The 5,131-nt window shown below is 41.3% G+C and carries 3 protein-coding genes; all 3 read right to left on the reverse strand.

Annotation, left to right across the window (positions count from 1 at the left end; all coding sequences use genetic code 11):
• Positions 1-301: 301 nt before the first annotated feature.
• Genes ABMY41_RS21340 through ABMY41_RS21350 form a run of 3 tightly spaced genes read right to left on the reverse strand, consistent with a single transcriptional unit; the run spans position 302 to position 4,136 of the window.
• A complete protein-coding gene (locus ABMY41_RS21340; protein WP_349276209.1) occupies positions 302-2,557 on the reverse strand; it encodes a polysaccharide biosynthesis tyrosine autokinase in 2,256 nt (751 codons plus the stop codon).
• Positions 2,558-2,571: 14 nt separating this feature from the next.
• Complete coding sequence (locus tag ABMY41_RS21345; protein ID WP_349276211.1) at positions 2,572-3,006, reverse strand: low molecular weight protein-tyrosine-phosphatase; 435 nt, start codon at positions 3,004-3,006, stop codon at positions 2,572-2,574.
• 11 nt (positions 3,007-3,017) lie between these two features.
• Entirely contained in the window at positions 3,018-4,136 is a 1,119-nt protein-coding gene (locus ABMY41_RS21350; RefSeq protein WP_349276213.1) for a polysaccharide export protein, read from the reverse strand.
• Between the last annotated feature and the right edge of the window lie 995 nt (positions 4,137-5,131).

Raw genomic sequence — 5,131 nt, forward strand, 5'->3', positions numbered from 1 at the left:
ATCTGTGGTGTCTAACGACTCTTGAACGACTTTTATTTTAAATTCGAGTGAATGTTTACGATATGGTTTTACTTTCATGATTACTGACTCCAAAAAGGTGTCTACTTTTATGGAGTCAGATCAATCATGGTAATGCTATTTTGGTGCATTACGGTTTCAAATATTTGGTTATAGGTTAATCAGTTTTTGTAAAAGCACTGCAGGGCTAAAGTACCTAAACAATCGGTACCATAACCTGTAACTACGCTTAACTTTTCTTTAAAACGTGGTACTGACCAACGAAAATATGAACTGCTTTAAACTAACTCCCTGACTTATATTCGTAGTTGTAATAACCATAATATCCATACGCATTACTGGCTTTTTTAACTACACCATTAAATACCACCCCTTTAACATCTATACCGTTTTGCTCAAAGCGATTACGTGTAAGCTCTATTTCACGGGCATGGTTTTGGCCAAAACGTGTTACTAACAATGTAGTGCCTGTGTGGGCACTGACTATTGCAGGGTCTGTTACTGCTAAAATAGGTGGTGTATCAATTATTACAATGTCGTATTTGTCTTTTACCTGTTTGACTAACTTGCTAAAATTACTATGCATAAGTAATTCAGATGGGTTTGGTGGTATTTGGCCGCGGGTGATCACATCAAGGTCTTGAACTTGTGATGTTTTAGTTACTTGCTCAAGGTTTAAACGGCCCGATAATAGATCACTTAAGCCATCGTCCCACCTCATACCAAACTGGGTTTGCAAATAGCCTTTGCGCATATCGGCATCGATAATCAGTACTTTTTTACCGCTTTGTGCAAGTACTGTTGCAAGGTTAACTGAAATAAACGATTTGCCTACGCCTGGGCTTGGCCCTGATATTGCAATAATATTATTTTTTGCCTCCATCATCGCAAAGTGCAAGCTTGTACGTAAACTGCGCAGTGCCTCTATCGATAAATCAGCTGGGTTATCTACGGCAAGAATCGATTTAGGTTTGTCTTTCCCCTTACGAGCTTTGCTAAAACCAGTTAGTTTATCTTGATAATCTGAATAAGGTACGCTTGCATATACAGGTAGGCCTAGTGCCTCAATCTCGTTAGGGTCTTCTACCCCTTTATGTATCGCTTTTTGAATAAGCACTATAGCTACCGCTAGCATACCACCCAGCATAGTTGCCATTACTACAATTAGTGCTTTTTTAGGCTTAACTGGCTTAGAGGTATTTACCTCTGCGTGGTCAATTATGCGTACATTACCTACTGTACCTGCACGTACTATATCAAGCTCTTGAGTTTTACTTAAAAGTAGCGTGTAAATTTGGTTGCTTACCTCTACATCACGTTTTAAGCGTAAAAGCTCTTGCTGTGTTTCTGGTAGGTTACCTACCTCGCCCACTAAGTTTTGCTTTTGTTTTTCTACCGCTTCAATCTGTTCAAGTACACCTTGGTAAGTCGGGTGGCTTTCTTTAAACTTACGGCTTAGCTCAAGGCGCTTTAGCTCTAGCTCTTGTAATTTAGTTTCTAGCTCTACTACTTGCTCTAGTACACCTTGTGTCTCTAACGTTATATTGATTGATTGGCGTTTAATTTGGTAGTCGTTAAAACGCTGCTCTGCATACTCAAGCTGCTTTTTAACTTCGGGCAATTGTACCTCTAAAAATTCAAGCGATTTTTGTGCCTCTGCGCTATTGCGCTCAACATTACGGCGCACATAAATTGCAGCTACTTTATCAAGTACTTTTTCTGCGTACTGTGTATTTTCGCTCTGTAAACTCAAGTTTATAATGCCTGAGTCTTTACCTTTTTCACCTGCGCCTATAGACGCTTGTAGGTCTAAAATAGTATTTAAACGGTCTTTACGTACTAGTTTAAACTCAGTACCTGGTCGAGCAATTAAACTACGAATAGTTAAGTTAAATTTGCCATTACTTAGCTCTTCGCTAACTTTACCTTGCAAGATTACTTCGTCATCACCATTAAAAAGAGTGAAACGTTTATTTTTGCCTGAACCCTCACCCGCAATTAGCGTGAAGTATTCACCAATAGCAGAACGAGGAACATCAAACCTAAATACATCAATGCTCTCGCCACCCCAGGCATAGCTACTTGCGCCTAAAGTTGACTCGGCTACGTCACCTGCTTGCATAGGCGTATACTTACGAAACGCTCTATTGCCAATTATTGGAAATAGTTTAGGTTCTGCGACTATATCGAGCTTTAAGGTATCAACAGCCTCGCCTATCACCGAGCGCGATTTTAATAGCTCTATTTCGGTTACAGCAGCAGAGGTGCTTTCGAACATACCGGCCATATCGTCAAAACCAGGGACTGAAGCGCTGCCGTCTTCAACTTGAATCATGGCGGTTGCTTGGTAAACAGGTGTTGCAAACACCGCATAAAACACACCCACAGCCATAAATGCTGCAGTGATGGCTGCAATAAAATACTTACGATCGATTAATGCACCTAATAATGCCATTAAATCGATTTCTTGTGCTGTTTGGTCTTGCGTTGTTCTATTTTGCTTATTATTTGCTGCAATAGCAGTGGGCTGAGCATTCATGTACTAGCCTTTCCTTATAAATACTTTTGCCAAGCGCTACATGCGCTATCGATTAATGCGTAAACGTGCTCAAAGGCTTCTTGACTTTGGCGATAAGGATCAGGGATTTCTTTATCGCCAATCCATTTTCCTAGTAAAAACGTTTTACCGCGAGCTTGTGGGTAGCGCGCGCACAAGTCATTAACATGGCGCTGCTCCATCACTAAAATAACGCTATTATTTGCCACCAAGTTTGAGGTTATCTGCCTACCTTGGTGCTCGCTCATATCAATATTATGAGCACTTGCAATTAACTGAGCTTGGGCATCAGCAGGTTTACCCTCTAGGGCGGTAAGCCCTGCTGACGAAACAGTAACGTTTTTACCTTGTAGTTTACTTTTTAATACATATTCGGCAGTTGGGCTTCGGCATATATTACCTGCACAAACTACTAATACAGAATCAAACATACAGCCTACCTTTAGTTTGTGTTAGCAACGTCGTTGATTGAATCAACTGTACTTACTGATGGTAGCAATAAGCTAATTACTCGGTTCCAGCGTGCTAGCGGCGCTGACGTTACATACACAATATCGTGCGGCTGCAATTCAAACTGCTCGGCAAGCACTAATGCTGCAACATTTTTAGCATGAAGCTGGTATACATCGGCAATTACGCCGTCTGTGTTTAAATTGCGTTTACGAAGAACAAATACACCATTAGCATCAGCTGTGTTTTCGTTTAAGCCGCCAGCATCGCTTAAGGCTTGTGCTAAATTTAAACCATAGCGATTAACACCTACTGTACCTGCGCGTTTTACATCGCCAAGTACAAACACTTTTTGCATATCGTTACGGCTTACGTGCACAATATCGCCATGTTTAAGTAAACGGTTTTGTGAAATATCGCCTTTTGCATAAAAGTCATCTAGTTTAATAACTTCGGTTTTATCACCGCGCGTAAAAGTCACTGTGCGCCAGTCAGCGTTTTCTGTTAGGCCACCGGCTTGGTTTAGTGCATCAATTAAAGTTAATGGGATCTCTGTTACAGGTAGTACACCTGGCTTGTTTACTTCGCCTGTTACATAAGCTTTTTGGCTTCTAAAACCAACGATTTTCACATCAACTTGTGGCTCTTCGATTACTCGGCTTAAGCGTTTTACAAGCTCTGCGTGTACTTGTTGTACTGTTTTACCAGCTGCTTGAATATTTGGTGCATATGCATAGGTAATTGTGCCATCGGCTTGAACACGAAAGCCGTCGAACTCTGCGGTACGTTGCACGGCAGCAGGAATGGTTAATTCAGGGTGATCCCAAACACCTATAGTAAGTACATCACCTACACCTAATTTGTACTGATAATTAGAGGTATCTACGCCATCTAAACTGGAAGGTGTGAAGCTTTTAACTTGCGTTTGCTTTTGTTGATTAATTAAAGAAGAGTCAATGATTTGAATATTAACCTTTTCGAGTTCCTTCTCTACATTATCAATTTGTTCACCCGACTCGATTCCTTCGAAATGGCTGCCGGGGATGATTGTACAGCCTGTCATTGCTAGTAACGCAAATGACGTCACAATTGTTTTACAGCTAAGCGCCATTGTTATTTCCCAAATAATTTTTTCTTAAAACGTCCAGTTTAAATAAAACCATTACTGTTTAATTTTTTGCTGCCTAATTAAAGCATGGCAACTAGATGTTCGCAAGACTGAGTGTTTAGTAAACGCTCACTTGTGACAGTTTTTTGCAAAATAGTTAATAAGTACTTCTGAGCTCACTCACTATGCAACCAGTTCAAAAGACTTATTTTCACAAACGAGAGGCAAAAAGCTTTCGTCTGAATGATTTGTATGCAGGCTGCTAGTAAGTTTGCTGGTTGGTAATTGATACCAATACAGCAAGCAGTAGCTTTTAATTGTTCCTATTAGCACAAAGAGAACAAATGAGAGTAAATGAGAAAACCTAAAATACTTTGCGTACCTCTTTAAGGCAGCGTCTCATAGTCTCTTTGTGCGATTAAATTCTTTTATGTAGGCGCGAAATGTTTGCAGCAGTGCCGTGTTTGAGACGCGCCAAGCAAGCGTGTCGCCTACGCCTTGTCTAGCCCTTCGGCCACGCTTCCGTTCCAGTTCGTCGCAGAGCTCCTCTCGCTACAGCTTGAAAGCAAAACACTTTGCTTATCTAGCCCTTCGGGCACGCTTCCGTTCCAGTTCGTCGCAGAGCTCCTCTCGCTACAGCTTGAAAGCAAAACTTTTTGCTTATCTAGCCCTTCGGGCACGCTTCCGTTCCAGTTCGTCGCAGAGCTCCTCTCGCTACAGCTTGAAAGCAAAACTCTTTGCTTGTCTAGCCCTTCAGGCACGCTTCCGCCCCTAGGTTGCAGTTCCTACGTACTGATTTTATTATAATTTTTACGTTTTGAAGCATAATGCTTACATTGTAGGAGGTGTTTTAATACCGAATATTTTACCCATTCACGGCTAAAGCCGTTTATATGGACTCCTCCTATTGCACAATACCCTTCGGTAATTTTGTCAGACTGCGTACTTATATGCGGGCTCATAATGAGGAGCTACCTCGGCCCTATGATGTATTCGCG

Source organism: Pseudoalteromonas sp. BZA4, assembly GCF_040104395.1.
Taxonomy (GTDB): domain Bacteria; phylum Pseudomonadota; class Gammaproteobacteria; order Enterobacterales; family Alteromonadaceae; genus Pseudoalteromonas.